At 59.9% G+C, this 19,175-nt stretch carries 12 protein-coding genes and 1 tRNA gene; 3 read left to right on the top strand and 10 right to left on the bottom strand.

The genetic code is table 11. The annotated features are described in order from the left end of the window. Positions 1-125 precede the first annotated feature (125 nt). Positions 126-1,340: a XylR family transcriptional regulator gene (locus SH664x_RS05700; RefSeq protein WP_437205789.1), complete on the bottom strand. Its 1,215-nt coding sequence runs from the start codon at positions 1,338-1,340 to the stop codon at positions 126-128. Positions 1,341-1,538: 198 nt separating this feature from the next. Between SH664x_RS05700 and SH664x_RS05695 the strand changes: the two genes are divergently transcribed. Continuing rightward, on the top strand, positions 1,539-2,924 hold the full coding sequence (locus SH664x_RS05695; RefSeq protein WP_437205787.1) for a neutral/alkaline non-lysosomal ceramidase N-terminal domain-containing protein: 1,386 nt from the start codon (positions 1,539-1,541) through the stop codon (positions 2,922-2,924). A 260-nt stretch (positions 2,925-3,184) separates the two neighbouring features. Here the strand turns inward: SH664x_RS05695 and SH664x_RS05690 are convergent, their stop codons facing one another. The 6 genes from SH664x_RS05690 to SH664x_RS05665 form a co-directional block, all read right to left on the bottom strand. Next, positions 3,185-3,622, bottom strand: coding sequence for a hypothetical protein (locus tag SH664x_RS05690; RefSeq protein ID WP_437205785.1), 438 nt, complete (start codon positions 3,620-3,622; stop codon positions 3,185-3,187). A gap of 487 nt (positions 3,623-4,109) precedes the next feature. After that, a tRNA-Arg gene (locus SH664x_RS05685) sits at positions 4,110-4,183 on the bottom strand. A 202-nt stretch (positions 4,184-4,385) separates the two neighbouring features. Further along, complete coding sequence (locus SH664x_RS05680) at positions 4,386-6,455, bottom strand: serine/threonine protein kinase (protein WP_437205783.1); 2,070 nt, start codon at positions 6,453-6,455, stop codon at positions 4,386-4,388. Positions 6,456-6,867: 412 nt separating this feature from the next. Further along, a complete protein-coding gene (locus tag SH664x_RS05675) occupies positions 6,868-7,893 on the bottom strand; it encodes a DUF1559 family PulG-like putative transporter (protein ID WP_437205781.1) in 1,026 nt (341 codons plus the stop codon). Between the two features lie 199 nt (positions 7,894-8,092). Then, positions 8,093-10,816 carry a pyruvate, phosphate dikinase gene (gene ppdK / locus SH664x_RS05670; RefSeq protein WP_437205779.1) on the bottom strand — a complete coding sequence of 908 codons (2,724 nt, stop codon included), beginning with the start codon at positions 10,814-10,816 and terminating at the stop codon, positions 8,093-8,095. 609 nt (positions 10,817-11,425) lie between these two features. After that, complete coding sequence (locus tag SH664x_RS05665; RefSeq protein WP_437205777.1) at positions 11,426-11,722, bottom strand: large ribosomal subunit protein bL28; 297 nt, start codon at positions 11,720-11,722, stop codon at positions 11,426-11,428. Positions 11,723-12,039: 317 nt separating this feature from the next. On the opposite strand from SH664x_RS05665, the gene SH664x_RS05660 reads away from it, so the two are divergent. Then, positions 12,040-14,388, top strand: coding sequence for a tetratricopeptide repeat protein (locus SH664x_RS05660; RefSeq protein WP_437205776.1), 2,349 nt, complete (start codon positions 12,040-12,042; stop codon positions 14,386-14,388). Positions 14,389-14,454: 66 nt separating this feature from the next. Here SH664x_RS05660 and SH664x_RS05655 read toward each other — a convergent pair whose 3' ends face one another. Together SH664x_RS05655 and SH664x_RS05650 are read right to left on the bottom strand one after the other, a co-directional pair. Then, positions 14,455-15,759, bottom strand: a complete 1,305-nt coding sequence (locus tag SH664x_RS05655) for a GspE/PulE family protein (RefSeq protein ID WP_437205774.1) — start codon at positions 15,757-15,759, stop codon at positions 14,455-14,457. A 4-nt stretch (positions 15,760-15,763) separates the two neighbouring features. Beyond that, positions 15,764-16,360, bottom strand: a complete 597-nt coding sequence (locus SH664x_RS05650) for an STAS domain-containing protein (RefSeq protein ID WP_437205772.1) — start codon at positions 16,358-16,360, stop codon at positions 15,764-15,766. A gap of 910 nt (positions 16,361-17,270) precedes the next feature. On the opposite strand from SH664x_RS05650, the gene SH664x_RS05645 reads away from it, so the two are divergent. Then, entirely contained in the window at positions 17,271-18,080 is an 810-nt protein-coding gene (locus SH664x_RS05645; protein WP_437205771.1) for a hypothetical protein, read from the top strand. A gap of 51 nt (positions 18,081-18,131) precedes the next feature. Here SH664x_RS05645 and SH664x_RS05640 read toward each other — a convergent pair whose 3' ends face one another. Further along, complete coding sequence (locus tag SH664x_RS05640) at positions 18,132-19,121, bottom strand: RluA family pseudouridine synthase (protein ID WP_437205769.1); 990 nt, start codon at positions 19,119-19,121, stop codon at positions 18,132-18,134. Between the last annotated feature and the right edge of the window lie 54 nt (positions 19,122-19,175).

The raw sequence follows: 19,175 nt of genomic DNA, 5'->3' as shown, positions 1-19,175 counted from the left end.
TCGACCGCTCTCGGCGGTCCGCTGCCGCGTGAACAATCTGCCTAGCCGGAATCACAAGTGCATTTCGTGGGGTGAAATGCTCACTTGCGACTGGCAGGGACGGGCCGACTAATGGCCTAGCTGCCCTAGACGGTTTCCACCGGATAGAAACCGTCTCCCGGTGTCGCCAGTCGACATTCGCTCCGGAACTCACCCGGTGTGCGTCCCGTCAACTTCTTGAAGAACGTGCTGACGTACGCAGCGCTGGACATCTTCATCTGCAGGGCAATCGCCTCGAGCGAGAAGTCCGTATCCTGCAACAGCATTTTGAGGCGCTGCAACCGCTCCGCGATGATCTGATCATGCGGAGCCACAGAGATCGTCTCCGAGAATTTCCGCTCCATCGCCCGTCGCGACAAGCCGAGCCGCTGTGCCAGCTCATCCACGCTGATATCTCCATGGCAGTTGCGAATCAGTTTGAGAGCGGTCGCCATCAGCGGATCATCGATCGCCACGATGTCGGTCGAGCGGCGCACCACGAGGCTCAGCGGAGGAATCATGATTGATTCAGGTTTTTTCACCTTACCCGCCATCAGCCGCGCCAACAGCGCGGCAGCTTCGTAACCGATCTGCTCTCCGCGATGCGGAATGCTGGTCAGCGGAGGGTCCGACATATTGCAGATCACGTCGTCATTATCGACACCGACAATGGCGACCTGCTCAGGGACTGAGATCTCACCCCGTCGACAGGCATCGAACACGCACATCGCGCGCATGTCGTGGCCTGCCAGCAGACCGACAGGCTTCGGGAGTTCCTTCAGCCAGTCGGCCAGATCCTCCTGTCCTCCTTCCCAACTCTCGGCAAAGCGGCGACGCGAGATCGGGGAATAGACATGACAATCGAACCCTGCCTGACGCAGCGTCTCCACAAACGCATTGCCTCGTCGGGTCGACCAGCTGGCGCGCTCGACACCCACATACGCGAAATGCTGAATTCTCTGCGAGAGGAGGTGCTCGGCCGCTGCCCGCGCGATCAGGCCGTCATCCGTATAGACTCCCGAGACATCCAGTCCCGAGACCTGATTGAGGGTGTCCACCACCGGCACACCGAGACTCAAAATGGATTCCGCCATGGCCCGGTTGCGGGTCCGCGTGATGATCCCATCCCCCTTCCAGGTTTTCAGCCAGCGGGGAAGCTTGCTGTCGGGACCGAACTCATCGAAATAAATCGACCACGGACCGTGAGTCCGGGAATATCGCGAAATGCCCAGCAGCAGGCTGCGTCCAAAGGTCTTGGACGTTTCGATCAGCAGGGCCACATGTGGAGCATCCGTGGCGTGGCTCGCAGTATGTTGCACCATGATGGCTCACTCGCACACGACCTTCAGCTGAGTCGCAAAATCGAAATCATAGTGTCGCGAAGCGGCATTGTGAAACTGTTGTCGGCAAACAACCATGAAAACCTGACAATCTTTGAAGCTCCTGTATCAACAGATCGGCCGGGGGAAATCCCTGCGTTCGAAGTTCGACGGCCACGCGAAAACTGAAACGGAAGTCGCATGCAATCCAGAACGAGTCTCGTCATCGCGGTGATGGTTGGTGGATTGTGCACTCTCATGCAGCCGCTCCCCGTCCCCGCCGCAGGATGGAAGGCCGGAACCGCCCGAGGCAAAATCACTCCGAAACATTCGATGCCGCTCGCAGGTTTTGCCAGCCGGAAAGGGAAGCCCTCCGAAGGAACGTTGACTGACCTGTGGGCCAAAGTTCTGGTTCTGGAGGATGCCCAGGGACATCGCGCAGCGCTGATCACTCTCGACCTGCTGGGGGTGGATCGCACTCTCTCGCAGTCCATTTGCAGCGCCCTGCAGGAGCAGCATCAATGGGGACGAGACCAGATCGCCATCTGCAGTTCCCACAATCACTCGGGTCCGGCGATTAAAACCAGACTCACCTCCGTGCTGCAAGAGTCCTTTGACTCGGAGGCCGACCGCCACCGCTGGGAGTATATCAACAGCCTCAAGCCGCTCCTCGTCAACCTCGTTAACGAGGCGCTCACGCGGCTGGAACCCGCGGAGCTGTTTTGCGGCAATGGGCATTCGGAATTTGCCGTCAATCGACGCGAAAACAAGCCTTCCGAAGTTCTCACGCTCCGCGCAGAGGGACGACTGAAAGGCCCCAGCGATCACGATGTTCCCGTGCTGGTGGTCCGGCAGAATGGAAAGCCCACCACCATTGTCTTCGGCTACGCCTGTCACAACACGACGCTCTCGTCGATGCAATGGTCCGGTGACTACGCCGGGTTTGCGCAGCTGGATCTTGAAGCAGCGTACCCGGAATGTCAGGCAATGTTCTGGGCGGGCTGCGGCGGCGATCAGGATCCTCTGCCGCGTGGCTCTGTCGAACTCGCGAAAAATTACGGGACCCAGTTGGCGGAAGCGGTCGAGCAGGTTGTGAATGGCCCCATGACACCGATTCAAGAGCGCCTGACGACACGCTATCAGGAAGTGGATCTGAAGTTGGGGGCGCAGCCAACCCGGGAGAAGCTCGAGAAAGATGCGAAGTCGGACGACAGGTACGTTGCGGGCCGGGCACGATCACTGCTGAGTCAACTCGATAACGGCCAGCCGCTACGTCAGTCCTACCCCTATCCGGTTGCACTCTGGAAACTGGGGGACGAAGTGAAACTCGTCCTGCTCGGCGGAGAACCTGTTGTAGACTATGCCTTGCGAATCAAGGAAGACCCGCTCGTTGGAAAGCTTCCCACTCGTATCTGGTGTGCCGGATATGCGAACGATGTGATGGCCTACATTCCTTCGCGACGAGTCCTGCTGGAAGGTGGGTACGAAGGGGCCGGTTCGATGGTGTACTACGGTCTTCCGACGGTCTGGGCACCGGAGATCGAAGAAACGATCGTGCAGACGGTTCGGGAATTGTCGGCACCGTGAGAGAGCCGCCGCGTCGGACTTGGACGGGAGGCGCTGGTGACAGAGGTGCCATCGGCGATATTGGGGGCCCCCCGTGACGTCAACAAACGGCGTGCGAACATCCGCTGGTGTGCAGGAACTTCCTGTTCACCGCACATTCGCGAGCCTGCGCGCGAGCCGACCCCGCATGGCTCGACTCATGGTTCAATGGAAGAGAACGGGGCACTGAGCATTTGGCCGTGCGTGACGACTGCTGCCCGCAGCGGAAGGAGCCACCTGTTCTAATCGTTCCGGCCATCGGGTTCCGATGGCGTGGTGATCACCGGACGATTCGTTTTCTCGCGCCAGAACAGGTAGTCCTCACGGTCCGAGAACGGCCACCACTCATTCACACGCTCGTCTTGAGTCGTCAGCCTCCGTGCCATCCAGACTGAGCCTGCCAGCGTGACGAAGCAGAGGAACGCGATCGAGAAATCGCCCAAGACAAGAAACACGATCAGGCACGCGATCGAGACAACACTCACGAGCAAAACCGCCAGCAGTGCGACGCTGGGTGCCGGTCGAGTGATCTGGGCGGGACACCTGCTGCGGAGGTAGACGAATTCAGGAGCATCTTCCATTGCCTGAGTCGACTGGTCTGCGACATGGTGAGGCGCATCGGAGTAGAAGCTTAAGAACTGCGCCGCGATCTGTTTCACCCCACCGTCACTGGATTCCATCCCCTGTTCGAGGAATGTCTTCGAAAGTTCTCCGGCAGTTATCTCCCGTCGCGCGAATTTCGAGAGGCCTTGCAGCAAGTGGTCTCTGCCTGGCAGGTTGACCCCGGATGCGCTCATTTCCGGCCCTCGCGAAGAGGCTTAAAGATGTCACCGTTGGAACAGATCGCTGTCCTGTTGAACAGATTGCGGTCCTGCGCGATTGCGGCAACCTGATCGAATCTTCCGAACGTCATTTATTGTCTGCCGCCAGCGCCACAGCAAGAGATGTTTTCACTGCGGACAACTGGACAGCGCCGGAGCTGGAAACCGCGAGCGGCTCGCTCGAAAGCAGTGAGGCCCGGGTGCTTCGACAACAGGCTGACACGAAGTCCAGCCTGGAGAACCCGCGATTTCCGCCAGTTCGTTCAGACAGGCCGTAACGACAGCACACCTTCCTCTTTTGAAAAAGAGGCGTCACAACCTGTGAACACGCAAGACTCTACAGAAATGCACCCGGAGGGGTTCGAACCCCCAACCCCCGGTTCCGAAGACCGGTGCTCTATCCAATTGAGCTACGGATGCCGACTCTCTGGCGGAAACAATCCTCCGCTCGGGAAAGCTTAGGGATCTTCCTTCAACAGGGCAATGTTCGCAGCAGATTATGAACAGACCATCCGAAATTGAACAGGGTTCGCGCTGACCATTCCCGCGAAATCATTCTCATCCGCAGGCTGCCCATTCCCCAGCCAGGCCCCCCTGAACCACGACTCTCCCGGTGAGGCTCCTACAATTGGGCTGCCCGCTTGATGAACCACCACAACGCCAGCAGCGTCGACGCGAAAACGAGCAGCAGCAGAAGCCCGTAGCGCAGGAACACCCAATACAGCTGCGACATCGGCGCGACTGCCAGATCCTGCCGTTCCTGCACCACCGCGACCCAGTCGATATCGGGAATGGCTGCCACCGCCGCGAGCCAGGACTGGTCGTACTGAGGATCTGCATCCGCCACGGGATCGACGTAATTCTCAATGCCCCGATGGGATTTGAGTGCCTGACGGATCGTCCGCTTTTCGGCGGGGGTCAGTCGCAACGTCATATTGATCGCTTCTTCGTCCATCCTTCTCAGTTCGTGTGTCCCCATCCAGTGGTGATCCAGGATCAAGGGGGGCTCCTGACGCATGTCGATGAGCGACAGCAGTCGATTCCAGTCATCGGCCGGCTGTTCTTCCGGGCGGGCACCCCGAATTCGACGTTCCCACTGATCCAACAGCCCGTTCAGGGGGAGCGTCCGCCCCAGAACCCCGATCACCTCAGTCCGCTCGGCGTTCCAGACCGGGACTGCGATCGCCACCATGAAATGCCCGGTACTGGTACTGCGATAGGCCTGTGAGATCCCGGAGACCTTGCGGGGCTCGATCCGCGCGATGTCGTCACGCGTGGCACTGAGTTCATGCCCCAGGCCGTGAAAATAATCGCGGTAGGCGAAAGACCGGCCGACGGAGTCAGACCAGGGGGAACGGTAGAGCTGCACGCCGTTATGGTCAGTCAGAAAGATGCTCTCATCGAGTGTCCGCTGCTGCTTCAGGTAGCGTTCGTCGGTCTGTTCGCGCCAACGGTCCAGCGTCTCCATCAGATCAGGACGGAACGTGGCGGCTTTCGGATCATCACGAACTGTTAACCGGGCCGCCAGGCGTTCCAGATCCGCCTGACGATCCAGCAACTCACCCTGCACGCTGGAGGCGAGCAGTTGGGCGGTCGCCTGCTCACTCGCCAGCGCCTGCACCGCGAGGTTGTGCTCTGCCTGCCTGACCGCTGCGGGGATGGCGTTGCCGGCGATCCACAACGAGGCCAGCAGAAAGAGTACCGGAACCAGAATTCCAATCCAGACGTAGGGCCGCTTCGCCCGGTTCATCTCCCGCCGTTCCAGAGCGTCGAGAACCATCTGCGGATGCGCCGTCCGCTTGAGCGGGTCACGATGCAGACTGTTGTCGATGATTTCGATCAGTGCCGCATCGACACCGGGAACGACATGATGGTCTGCCGGGAATGGAGAGGTGGCGATCAGATGCCGGTAGAGTTCGAGCCGTTCATCAAGTGATTTTGCAGTCTGCAGCTGTTCTTCAGTCTCCTCCGTGCGATAGGGGGGAGTTCCTGTGAGCATGTGGTACAGCAATGCGCCGAGGGCATACACATCCCAACGGACGTCGGGGATCGCATTCTTTTGAGCCTGCTCGGGGGCCATGTAATAAAACGTTCCGAGTGATGAACTCATCTCGGTCGCCAGCCGTGACTGTCCGAAATCTCCGAGGCGGGCCGAATCGCCGTGGTCGAGCAGCACATTTCCCGGTTTGATATCGCAATGCAGAATCCCGGCGCTGTGGGCATGGACGAGGGCCCGCGCCACGCTGCGGGTGATCTCCAGCGCCTGGTCGACGGGAACCGGGCCGGATTCCAGCAATACGGCGACCGAACGGTGCGGCAGGTACTCCATTACAAAGTATGGAGGGTCGTGGTCGACGCCAACATCGAGCAGGCGCACAACATCGCGTGAGGCGTCCAGTACCGCCAGTTTTTCAACCTCGCGCGTCAGGAGGGTCCAGTCGAGTCCGTTCCGCTTGGTAAAGAACTTGATGGCGACCTGCCGGCCGGTTTTCCGTTCGCGCCCCAGCCAGACGGTCCCGAAGGACCCTTCCCCCAGAGGGCGGATGATTTCGTAGCCGGCAACTGTGGCGGGCACCTCCCCCTTGCGGAGACTTTGGCGACGCGAAGTGTCGAGACCACTCTCGTTTTGAACGGGAGTCAGATCGTGTGCGCCACTTCCCCCAGCAGAACTCGACTTCTGGTCCCGATCCATGGCCAAACCGCTCTCCCTTATCGACGAATACCGTCGACGGGGATTTTAGCCGGGGGGACTGCCGGAGAGATAGCGATCTTCCAGAGGTGACGCATCGCGTCGTACAGATTCCCACGCAGGAGGGAGCGTCAAACAGAAAAAAAGAATCCCGACGGCCCAAGCCACCGGGATTCTTTCAATTTTGTCCGCTTGCTGTCAGGGGGGGACCGACCCGCATTTCAAATTGAGTCGAACGATGCCCTCCAGGACCGTGCAGCACGGTCCTCGGGAAGAAATCTCACGGCCCTGCCCGTCGAGTCCCAACTGGTCGACAGCCAGATTGCTCTTTCCCCGGTCCGCGCAGTAAGCGTTTCGTATATTGAAATTCTGGTATCCGGGTGGCGAGGACGAGGCAACCGACTGTCAAAATGCCCTAGAATTGCCCAATCGGCTGGCCATCGTTGCGGGACAACAGTCGTTGGTAGGTACTGGTGACGGATTCCGTATTCCGCCCGCTAGAACCCCGCAGAATGTCGGGCTTCTGGTCGATGTTGTCACTGATAAAGTGCACCGATCCGTCGCCCAGCAGGAATTGTGCACCGCCAGTGTGCTCGCTGCTGAAACCAAATCGGCAGTCTGCGTTGAGGTAAGCCCCCTCCGCAGTGGTAATGCAAGATGCATTCAGAACCACAAAGCCCCCTCCTCCCACTTGGACAAAACCGGCGTCGGCAGAATTCGCATTGCTGCGGGCCCCTGCCCAGGTCGTTCCCTGCTGGCGAAGACCGTTGGTACTCCAGGGTGAAATGAAAGCCTTCTCGCCAACGATAATGGTATTCGAGAGTCCGTCGGTGACTTCGCTGAGCTTCGAACCCCAGGACCGTCCCATCACACCGTTGGCCATCTGCTGAGGCATATTCAGCGGCGTGGGGAATCCGCTCCCCCAACTGCCACCGTAGCTTGAGTTTCCAAGAACGTAAGCCGGATTGCCGCCCCCAGCATTCCCGAAGTTGTATCCATCACCCGCGGGTGGGGCGACACTGGTGGGACAACGATACGAATTGATGGGCGTCCCCAGCAGCGTGTACTTGGTCGGGTGCCGGGCCACTGCCACGTCCTTGAAGAACCCATCACGATCCTGCCCGACCCAGGTGCCCGGATTCAGTTCGTTGTAGAGCGGGGCCTGATCCATGTAAGGGAGGATAAACGTCTGCCAACCCCAGTTGCCGGTGTTCGATCCGTTTCCCGGCCAGTTCACATACAGCATCGGAAACTGCTGATGGACATCAGCGTAGTTATGGAGCGCCAGTCCCATCTGCTTGAGATTGTTCTTGCACTGGCTGCGACGGGCCGCTTCACGTGCCTGCTGAACAGCCGGCAGTAGCAGACTGATGAGGACGGCGATAATCGCAATCACGACCAGCAGCTCGATCAACGTAAAACCACGAGAACGATGGCGCATAGGAACCCCGTACAGGAATGTATCGAAACTCATCACGAGCAGGCACAAAAGGGAGCGGCAGCCAGAACTGACATCTCTTAATTGAGATTTGATTCGGTTGATTGGAGAGAATTCCTATCTGAGAAATTCAATACATAAAAAAATCCCGGGAACAATAGCTCCCGGGATCCTCCCTCACGGAGAACTCATCAGCTCACGCTTATTTATCCAATGCAGCCTGAGCGGCGGCCAGGCGGGCGATCGGAATCCGACGGGGTGAGCAACTCACGTAGTCGAGACCGATTTCGTGACAGAAGAAGACCGACTTCGGATCTCCCCCGTGTTCTCCGCAAATCCCGATCTTCAGGTTCTTGCGGGTGGAACGGCCTCCTTCGACCCCCTGCTTCATCAGCTTGCCGACACCGGCCTGATCAATGGTCTGGAACGGATCCGCACCAATGATATCGTGCTCGGTGTAGTAACCGATGAAGCTCTTGTAATCGTCGCGGCTGATCCCGAGTGTGGTCTGGGTCAGGTCGTTCGTTCCGAAGCTGAAGAACTCGGCGTTTTCGGCGATTTCGTCGGCGGTCAGGGCAGCCCGCGGAACTTCAATCATCGTTCCGACCAGGTATTCGACCTTCACTCCTTTTTCGGCGAAAACCTTTTCTGCAGTGTCACGGATGATCTTGGCCTGATTGTCGTACTCGGCCTTGAAGCCGGCGAGCGGAACCATGACTTCCGGAATGACGCTGATCCCCTGCTTCTTGAGATCGCAGGCGGCTTCAAAAATCGCCCGGGACTGCATCGCAGTGATTTCCGGATAAACGATTCCGAGACGGCAACCTCGATGGCCGAGCATCGGGTTCGTTTCCTTCAGTTCTTCCACCCGGCGATGGACTTCCTCAACGCTCACACCGAACGTCTTGGCCAGCTTGGGAGCCAGCGTCTCGTCGTCGTGCAGGTGGTGCTCCGAGAGGAACTCGTGGAGCGGCGGATCGAGCAGACGAATCGTCACCGGACGATCACCCATGGTCTTGAAGAGATGGGTGAAGTCTTCCCGCTGGAACGGCAGCAGCTTTGCCAGTGCCTTTTCGCGATCTTCCTTCTTCGTTGAGAAGATCATCTCGCGAATTTCGTCGAGGTGATCGAAGAACATGTGCTCGGTGCGGCACAGTCCGACCCCTTCAGCCCCGAGAGCGACAGCCGCTTCGGCATCGCCCGCTTCCGCGTTGGCGCGAACTTTCAGGCGACGGTACTCGTCCGCCCACTTCATCAGCTGGGCATACCGGCCGTAGATTTCGGACTCTTCCGGCTTCTTCTTGCCGGTCAGAACGTCCATGACTTCCGAAGCAGCGGTGTCGATCTTGCCGGCGAACACTTCGCCAGTGAAGCCGTCAATCGAGATCCAGTCCCCTTCTTTCAGGGTCTTGTCGCCGACGGTGATCGTTCCCTTTTCGTAGTCCACGTTCAGAGCCGAGCAACCGCAAACGCAGGTTTTGCCCATCTGGCGGCTCACGAGAGCAGCGTGCGATGACGCTCCCCCGAAGGCGGTCAGAATGCCCTTGGCGACCTTCATTCCGCGGAGGTCTTCCGGGCTGGTTTCCTTACGGACGAGGACCAACTGCAGATTGTTGTCTGCATTCCAGCGTTCTTCTGCATCAGAGGCGTGGAACACGATCTGTCCCGTGGCGGCGCCCGGACCAGCGTTGATCCCCTTGGCCAGCAGACGGTTGTCTTTCTGGGCCTGCGCCTTGGCGGCGGGGTCAAAGATCGGCTGCAGCAGCTGGTTCAGGTCGTCAGCCGGAATCCGGCGCTTCTGCAGGGCGGTCTTGCTGTCGATCAGACCTTCGTTGACCAGGTCCACGGCAATCCGCACCGCCGCAAAGCCGGTTCGCTTGGCATTCCGGGTCTGCAGCATCCAGACTTTACCCTTCTGGACGGTGAACTCGATGTCCTGGACTTCCTTGAAGTGCTTCTCGAGGATCTTGCCGATTTCCGTCAGCTGCTTGAAGGACTCTGGCATATCCTTGCCGAGTGTCTCTTCAATCCGCAGGGGAGTGCGGGTTCCCGCGACAACGTCTTCACCCTGAGCGTTGATCAGGTAGTCACCGCAGAAGCCAGGGGTTCCGACGGAGCAGTTGCGGGTCAGGCCGACGCCCGTGGCACAGTCATTCCCGAGGTTTCCGAAGACCATCGCCTGCACGTTCACGGCAGTTCCCCAGTTGTGAGGAATTCCGTACTGACGGCGATACACCACAGCGCGGTCGTTCATCCAGCTGCCGAACACAGCACCGACGCAGCCCCAGAGCTGTTCCATCGGATCGCTGGGGAATTCGACCTTGGCGTGCTTCTTGATGACTTCCTTGAACTGCTTCACGATGTCCTTGAGAGCATCAACGGACAGGTCCTTTTCGTGTTCGACGCCGGCCTTTTCGCGGACATGGTCCAGGATCTCTTCAAAGTGATCCGGGTCGGTCTTTGACTGCGGCTTCAGGCCCAGCACAACGTCGCCGTACATCTGAATCAGGCGGCGGTAGCTGTCCCAGGCGAAGTGCTCATTGCCGGAGCTCTTGGCGAGTGCTTCCACGACCTTGTCGGACAGACCGATGTTGAGCACCGTGTCCATCATCCCGGGCATCGATTCGCGGGAACCGGAGCGGCAGGAGAGGAGCAGGGGGTTGTTTTCGTCGCCGAACTTGGCCCCCATGGTCTCTTCGCACTTCCGGATGGCGTCTTCGACCTGCTTTTTCAGTTCGGGCGGATAGGTCCGCTCGTGGTCATAGTAATACGTGCAGACTTCGGTGGTGATGGTGAATCCGGCTGGTACTGGAAGGCCGATCTTATTCATCTCTGCAAGATTGGCCCCTTTTCCCCCGAGCAGCGGCTTCATGCTGCCATCGCCATCCGCCTGACCGGCGCCGAAGCTGTATACGTATTTCGACATCTCTATTTCCTTGGAAAAACTGGCTCTTTGAGGCGAGCCCGAGCACGCCAGCGGGGCGGACCTTCATCGGTCCCTCCCGGGTCTGATTAGAATTCTCCGCCGCAAACTATCAGTCTGCAGCCTGCGCTTCAAGCGTTGCGATCCGTCCAGAACGGTCGGGCAGGCTCACACACTCCCCCCAGACTCAAAGGGAACTCGACGATCACAATGCAAGTGCTGACAGCCGAGTCAGAGTGCGACCGGGAACACGGAGACCTCGCGGGGATGCCGGAAACAAACCGAGCCGCATCAACACCGCCCGATACATTAACCGTCAAGACTGTAGTTAGCACTACTCGTCAAGGCGACAGGGAGGGAGACCCGCGCAGCAGGCCACAGTCCTTCCGTGTCCATTGCCGAGCCGATTGCCCGCAACAAAGGCAGCGTCCGCGCGATGCAATGCCAGCTCACCCGCAGGGAGCATGTTTCACTGAAAGCCCGGAGTGCGCGAATGCAGCTCCCACGCGTACTCCTCGAACTCTGCAACCACCCCCCAGCCCTGAGGGAGAATCGCAGCGAGATCGACCGCATGAAAGCAGGCAAATTCCCATGGCAGAGCCAACGGAAAAATCAGTTGCCTTCGAGCGTAAACGGCTTGCGCACAACCGGCTTTTCGATCATTCCGGTGCGAATCAGGCTGACCGGCACGCGACGGCGGACGACTTCACCTTCTTCCAGCACCCGGATGGACTGCAGGTTGATCTTGAACTTCCGACGGGTGATCCCGGTCGTCTTGCGACCGTTACCGCCGAGGTACTTGGCTTTACCACGCTGTGACAGGCTGTTCCCCAGGGCTGGCTTGTTTTCGCCGTACTTTTCGAACTTCTTGGCCAGCTTGAGACGCTTGTTTTTCTTCAGTGTGCTCATGGGAAACCCGATCCATCCTCATCAGAAATCGTTGCCCGCTTGCGGGAACAGAGCAAAATAGTCTCTTGCGATCAGAACTTCAATCGCAAACCCCGGCCCACGGGCTTCCTGTCCCAATTCGACCGTGAGAACCGGTCCGCTACAGGGCATTCGCGTCAATCGCAAGGAAACAATGGCTCGCGACACGGATGCCCCCCAAAAAACACATCAACCACAACAGATGCCTTGTCGTCTTCCCTCGGGCGCCGCGAAGCCCGCATTGACCTGCGCAGCGTTTCCAAGGTATATGCCTGCAATCCTTTAGGAGGAGAGGGCTCATGGTTGAAACGGCAGCGCGACACGACGGTCAGTGCAGGACCGCCAGCAGGCTCGCGCCCGTCACCGAATGCTACCTCCTCACCATTTGCATCTCGGTTTGCCTTGGCATTTGTCGGATCTCGAGCGCGGCCGAGCAACTCGCTCCCGCCCAGATCCAACAAAAGCTGGACCGTCGGGCCGCCTTACTCCAGCAGTTCCTAGACGCCGCACGCCCCGAAACACGGGTGCAACTGGCGGAAGAGGTGCGTGAGATTGAATCCGCACTGCTCCAGCAAACGCTTCCGCAATCGACGAGACTGCAACTGCTCGATGAACACAACGGGCTGCTCAGCTGGCTCGCAGAACAGTACGATCTCGCCGACCCCGCTGCCGCTGCCGCCATCTGGAATCAGGCGATTGCAGTCCGCTCGAGCCTCTTCGGAGAAGTGCACTGGCAGGTGAAGTCGGCGGAGGCGGAGCGAAGTCGGTCCCTGGTCATCGCACAACTTTCGAACGAGGACCGATCGCGACTGGGGCAAGCGGAGGAGCTGTTTGCACAGGCCTCCAAAGCAGCGGCCCGGGGAGACCTGGCCACGGCCGAGAAACTGCAGACGGAAGTGGCCAATATTCAACTGACCGTCCTGGGCCGTGACGTGCTGACGACGGCCATCGCGCTGCGGGTGCTGGGGCATACCATGCTGGACGCCGAAAAGGCGACACATGCGCAGCAGATTCTGTCGGAAGCGGCCAGCATCGCCCAGCGGCTGGTCGGGCCCCACCCCGTTCTGATTGGAGCTTTGGGAGACCTCGCCGCAGCGACGCACATGGCGGGCGAAACTCAGGAAGCGGCCCGGATTCAGGTCCGCGTCGCCCGCATGGCCAAGGAAGTGTTGGGCGAACAGGATCTGCAGTACGCCACAGCGATTAACAATCTGTCGCTGTATGTTGCCGAAACGGGCGACGTCCGGCAGGCCCTTCGCTTCGCGCAGGAAGCCAATCGCATCTACTCCGGACAAGCGGATCCCGATGCGGCTCTGGCCGACAATTTCAACCTGATCGGCAATTACTCCATGCGGCTCAGACAGCCTGCGCAGGCCCTGACCGCCTTTCAGCGGGCGATCGAACTGCAGCAGAAGGCCCACGGGGACAATCATCCTTATGTGGCTGTCGCAATGGGGAATGCTGCCATGGCGGCGATTCCGCTCCGCAAGCTGGCGGAGGCGGAATCCTGGCTGACAACGGCCATCGGCATCTTCGATTCCCTGACGGGGAGCCGGTCATCAGCCACGGCGGAGCCGCTCCTGCAACTGGCGACCCTTCGCCGGGCCCAGGGGAGAACACCCGAGGCCGAGCCACTGGTCCGGGAAGCCTGTCGACTCATCGCCGCGCGGGTGGGGGAAGAGCATCCGGCCTACGCGCTGGCGATCAACCAGTGGGCGGTGCTGCTCGCAGAAAGAGGGGACTATGCTCAAGCGGAAGCGCTGCTGCTGACCGCGATTGAAATTCAGGAAGCCCGACTCGGGTCGCAAAGTCAGCCGCTGGCGGCCTCGCTGACCAATCTCGCTCGCGTGCAGGCCCGCATGAATCATCAGGAGATGGCGCGGGATGCCCTGAAAGCTGCCGGACAGATCGCGCTCTCCGCGCTGGAGCAGAGACATCCGGAACACGCCGATCAGCTGCGGCAGGCAGCCCGGATCTATCGGGACATCAACGAACATGGGCTCGCCAAAACAGCCCTGACACAGGCGGTCGGCCTGCTGGGTCAGGAACTGGGGGAAGACCATCCCGAGGTGGCCCATGCCGTGACCGAACTGGGAACGGTGCTGATCGAAAGCAATGAGCGTGACCGGGGTCAGGCCCTGTTTCAGAAGGGGCAGCAACTGCTGCTCGAAAAGCTGGGGGAGTCACATCCGGACGTGCTGGAAGTGGCACTGCAGGGGGCCCGTTTGCAACGGGTTCTCGGCCATCCCGAGGCCGCCGCCAGCGAGTTACTGAAGCTGGAGAAACCACTCCGCGAACAGCTCGGGACACAGCACGAAGCCTACGGCGATCTCCTGATCGAACTGGGCAAGTCGTGGATCATGACGGGGCAGGCCCCCAGGGCGGAACAAAGCCTGCAGCTGGCAGCACGGCTTTATACAGAGCAATACGGCGCGGAGAGCCCCGATGTGCAGGAGGTCCTCCGGCTATTGCAGCTGGCCCAGTCAGGGAATGCCCCGGCGGTCATGCAGGCGGCGCTGGCGCAATTGGAATCCACTCCCGCAATCGCCACGCCTGCGGGACAGAATTCCGGTTCTGTAGCGAAGCCGGCCACGCTGAGCGAAAACCAGCAACGGGTTGCGGAGATGCTGCAACGCCTGGCCCGATAGGCGTGAGACGCTTTGACCACAAACCGCGATGGCACGTGCGACCTGCCGTCATCGCCGTACTGCCGATCAAATCAGCAGGCGATACATCTCTTCAATAGAAGTGATCCCGGACAGCACCTTCTCGCGGGCGGACTCTTCGAGTGTCTTCATCCCCTTCTGGTGAGCGGCATCATAGATGGCGCGGCCCGGCTTCCCGCTCAGCAACATCTCTCGCAGCTCAGCATCGACAGCCATCACCTCGAAGACGCCGGTCCTCCCGAAATAGCCGGTATGAAAGTTGGCGTCGGAGGGAATTCCGCGGGCCAGCTGGACCTGCTGAATTTCCTCTTCGCTCAGCTTGAGGAACTGTCCGGCGGCGACATCGGGATGGTAGTATTCACGGTCTTTCTCGCAGACTTTGCGGAGCAGCCGCTGCGCGATGATGCACTTAATGGCATCGGCCAGAAACATGCGCGGCACCTGGAACTCACGGAACATGTCGACCGTGGCGCCTGTGTCCCCGGCATGCAGGGTGCTCAGCACTCGCGTTCCGGTGAGCCCCGCCCGGATCGCAATGTGGGCTGTCTCCGGATCACGGATCTCCCCGATCATGATCACATCGGGGTCCTGCCGGAGAACGCCTCGCAGCGCTTCCACGAAGCCAAAGTTGATCCGCGGATCCATCTGAATCTGGTTGACGCCGTCGATCCGACGTTCGACCGGATCTTCAATGGAAACGAGGCTGCGCTGCGGAATATTCAACGCTTCCAGGCAGCTGTAGGTGGTCGTGCTTTTGCCGCAGCCGACCGGCCCCACACTGAGCACCACTCCGAACGGGGAGTTGATCGCCTTCTTCACATGTTCGATCTGAGTCGCCGAAAGGCCGAGGTGCGTCAGATCTGTATAGCGTGTGCCGTCGGGCATCAGTCGCATGACGACCCGTTCACCGTAGATCGTCGGGCCCGAGCCGATCCGCACGTCGCGCTGGTGTCGGAGGACGGAGGCCGAAATGTGACCATCCTGCGCGGTCCGCTTTTCGGTGATGTCCATACCGGCCATCAGCTTGATGCGGGAAATCACCTGCGGAGCATACTGGGAATCGAGCCGCAGAATGTTGTGCAGAATGCCGTCCAGCCGCAGCCGCAGATGCAATCCATCACGGCGGGGGTCGAAGTGGACGTCGGTAGCCCCGAGTTCAAAGGCCCGCTCCAGCAGCAGGTCGACCAGGGGAGCTGGACCGACGATCCCGATCAGGCTCGTCAGCTCTTCATGCAATGCGCGCTGACGGGCTTCGGGGGGCAACGCCCGGGGCCGCTGCAGCAGAGGAGAATCCTCCTCGATCGTGATGCCGTCAATGTCCTCGTCGCCCGACAGGCTTTTATCGTGGGCCACAGGTCTATTCTTTCTGCTTCGATACTGCGGGAGTCTGTTCGTTGGCGGCCGGTTTGGCGGGTTCTTCGGAAAGCAGGGAGTGAGCGGTGGCAGCAGCCGGTTCTGCGGTCGGCGTCACAATCGTGGCATCTTTCGCAATGGGCTCGTCTTTGTTCAGGCGTTCGCCAAGACTGGTATACTGAATCAGAACCCAGGCTCCGCCGATCGCCACGAGGACTGTCAGCACACCGGACAGATACGACCAGCGGCGCACCCGGGTCGTCGCCTTCACGACTTTGCGGGATTTCAGAATCGCGTCATCGCCACTCTGGATTCCGAGAGCTTCCACGCCGCGTTCGAGGTTGGTCTCAATCTTCCAGACTTTATCCAGCCCGGCGAGTCGCAGGACTTCGAGCACCATCGGATGGGTGCAGACGACGACCATCTTCCCCTGTCGCGACTGCACCACCTTCCAGACCCGCACAATGAGCGCCACGATCGAGCTGCCCATGTAATCCAGCGGCGTCAGGTCGACCAGGCAGGCCGGACGAGTGCGGGACTCCAGCTCGGCCTTCACATCGGCCCCGAACGCTTCAATCTCTGACCAGCTGGCTTCTGTCACGGCGGGACGAAGGATCAGAGTGACTGAGTGTGGTTGCCGTCTCAATTCACAAGGCGTCGACGTTGCAGCCAAGGCTGACCTCCAACCTGAAAACCCGGTTTTCACTATTTCAAGATGCGTAACCGATTCCCGCAAGAGAGTGCTTTCAATTTCATCAAGAACTCTCCAACTTCGCTGCATCGAAGTGATGCAGACTACGCGGTCGACAAATCAGGTTTTCCAGTGCGAGTCTGCCAGGCTTGAACGGCAAGAAGGCGGGAACAGATCGCCTGTTCCCATTCCCCGGAGGACCTGTTCCCATTGATAAAAGGCCCAGTTCTCCTGGCAGACTGAGCATTTCCCCCTGCCGGCAGGCTCGCTCTCCCACAGGGGGCTTTGGAAGCGGCAGCGCCCTGTCGACTCATACCGGCCCGTGCAGGGCAACCGGGGGAGTCTCAGAACAGCCTGACCGTCAGCTGACCTCTCCGGATCGGCCCGTATGATTCCGCTACGGATATTTCCCGCTAAACTGGAGCAGCAAAGTGGGCGATCCTCAGCCGAGGACCGATTTCGGGCAAAGGGTGCGGGGGCGACGCCCGGACAGGAGTCGTCTCGGGCATGATCCGCAGGACTGACAGGGTCGGTGCTGAATCGACGATGTCGGGGGCTGTTACGCTCCGGACAATCGACGTGACAGCACGCTACACTCGCAATTTTCGGAATTGTGGTGGCGACTTCCTGTTGCCGGAACTCGATTCTGAAGAAACTGAAAAGTCTGTGCAGGGAGTCTTCCGAGAGTCCAATGACGGACCGTCGGAACGGACTCGTCTGCAGGACTGCATTGACGGAATGTAACGCACAATCGCGAATGTCGTTTCCGACGTTCCCTATGTTTCGTGGCGGGCTTACCCCGGCCGTTGGAGTGAAATCCATGAGATGGTCCCTCGTTTTCGCCGGCTTACTGACCTGCCTGAGCCAGACTGCAATGGCTCAGGGACTGATCTGGTCACTTCCGGACGATGGACAGTGGATTCGCTACGAGGGGACCTACACGCAGATCACGCGCCGACCGGACTCCGCAGACGGAGACCTGAAGCTGCAGTGGCGACGCAATGTCACCATTAAATCCGTCGGACGGGAAGATGCGGAATTCGAAGGGAAGGTGCAGCCCTGCCGCTGGATTGAAATCAAGTCCGAAACCGGCAAGGCGACCGAGGGAGTCCTCGACGCCGGCCCCGGTGGAGTGCGGATGTACAAGCTGCTCGTCCCTGAAAGCGAAATCCGGGGAACGGTGAACAAGCCGATCCCCCACAATCGCGAGATGTTCGCGGAGTTTCTGCCGGTGGTCAAAGGCTTCCGCCGGATTGGTGATGAACCAGCCCAGCCGATTGATGCCGGAACGTTCCATCTCTACCCCGTCGTCTCGCTGCTGCGGCATTTTCGCGAGCTGACCGACGCCGGATCCCAGACGGTCACCACCCCCGCCGGGGAGTTTGAGACAACGCTCTGGAAGGGGACGACTTCCATGGAGACCGGGAACTACCGTTCGCTGACCACCGCCGAGATCTATCGCAGCCCCACAATTCCTTTTGGCATTGTGAAGTGGACCGCCAAAACCGTGAACGAGGCCAAAGTCTCGACGGAAGAACGCTCCGAGTTCAAGCCGACCGGTTCCGTCGAAGAGGAACTGCAAGTCGTCTCCCTTGGAAGAGACGCCGAGTCCGAGTTTCTGTCGAACTGATGCTCCCCACGCAGTTCGTCTGGCTGCGTACAGGCGGCCCTGTCTCCACGGTCAGGTCTCGCGCGACCGCAGCTCCGCGATTGTGGCTGCAAAATCCGCTGTCAGGGGTGCCTGCAGCTGCAGCCAGTGCCCGGAAACGGGATGGGCGAATTCGAGCTGCACAGCGTGCAGAGCATGTCGGCGGATTGGCAGACCGGTCTCGATTTCTCTTTCGTCATCCGGAGCCCGTTCCGCATGAAATGGCTTGAATCGGCCCTGTGTCTCGTAGAACTCATCGCCGACCAGCGGGTGACCTAACTGGGCAAAGTGGACCCGGATCTGATGGTTCCGACCGGTCCGCGGACGGGCCAGGACCAGCGTGTAGTCCGCAAACCGCTCCACGACCTCGTAATTGGTGCGGGCCGGCTTGCGGTCGAGTGCATCGGCCCGACACGACATCAGCACATGCCGTCCCGTCCTTGCCCGGCCGATCGCCCAGTCCATCGAACCTCGGTCGGCGGCGACCCGCCCTTCCACCAGTGCGAGGTAAGTTTTCGCGACGCGCGAAGCTTCAAAGGCGGCGGAGAGGGTCGCATGGGCGTCGTGAGTGGTCGCCGTCACAATGGCCCCACTGGTCTGCCGGTCCAGCCGATGCACGATTCCCGGACGGAGAATTCCGCGCGCAGGCCCCCGCTGATCCAGATGGGACTGCAGGGCATTGGCGAGCGTGCGTGTCTGCGTCTCCCCGACAGGGTGGACAATCAGACCGGCGGGCTTGTTGACGACGATAATCCAGGGATCTTCATGCAGGATCTGCAGCGGCAGCGGTTCGGGAGCCAGCAACTTGTCTGGCGGTTCCCAGAGCGTAATACGGACGCGCTGGCCGGCAAAAACGCGGTCCGTTTCGGTGACCTGGGCCTCATTGACCGTCACTCCCCCCGCCCGGGCAATCCGCTGGAGCCGCCACGAGTTGTAGTTGCGCAGGTGCTTCGTCAGAAAAGAATCGATGCGTACACCGCTCAGTTCCGTTTCGACAGTGAATTCAAATGTCGGTGCGGGCATATCTGAAGGTTGCGGCCGGACAGGGTGACAGCAGACGCGGATTTGCGGTCGAGG

Origin of the sequence: Planctomicrobium aquicomposti, from assembly GCF_051466325.1 — a bacterium.
Classification (GTDB): Bacteria; Planctomycetota; Planctomycetia; order Planctomycetales; family Planctomycetaceae; genus Planctomicrobium.
The sequence above is the reverse complement of the archived record's forward strand: the minus strand, read 5'-3'. Positions and strand labels throughout refer to the sequence as shown.